Consider the following 236-nt stretch of genomic DNA (forward strand, 5'->3'; position numbering starts at 1 on the left):
CCTTTTTGCATCGGTGTCAAGGCATATACATTTTCCAGTTCCCCGATGTCACGAGTCCGCTCTACTAACTGATCCAGTTCGGCCAAGGTTACAGGTTTAAGCATCACATCGCTTGGCGTCAGCTCCTGCTGTTTGCGACCCGCGCAATGTGCGATGATTTCCTGCAGGCTGGTTCTGAGCGCTTCGGCTAGCTGTTCCATCGTTTCCTTGCGATATTCCTGATGGCTGTAGCTGAT

Annotated in this window: 1 protein-coding gene; it reads right to left on the bottom strand. The window is 51.7% G+C overall.

Annotated elements, in window-relative coordinates; all coding sequences use genetic code 11:
- Nucleotides 1-236, bottom strand: a 236-nt coding sequence (locus tag HFE01_RS26825; protein ID WP_167438888.1) for a hypothetical protein, incomplete at both ends; no start/stop codon positions are given.

The organism is Paenibacillus sp. EKM10P (assembly GCF_011800655.1).
GTDB lineage: Bacteria > Bacillota > Bacilli > Paenibacillales > Paenibacillaceae > Paenibacillus > Paenibacillus polymyxa.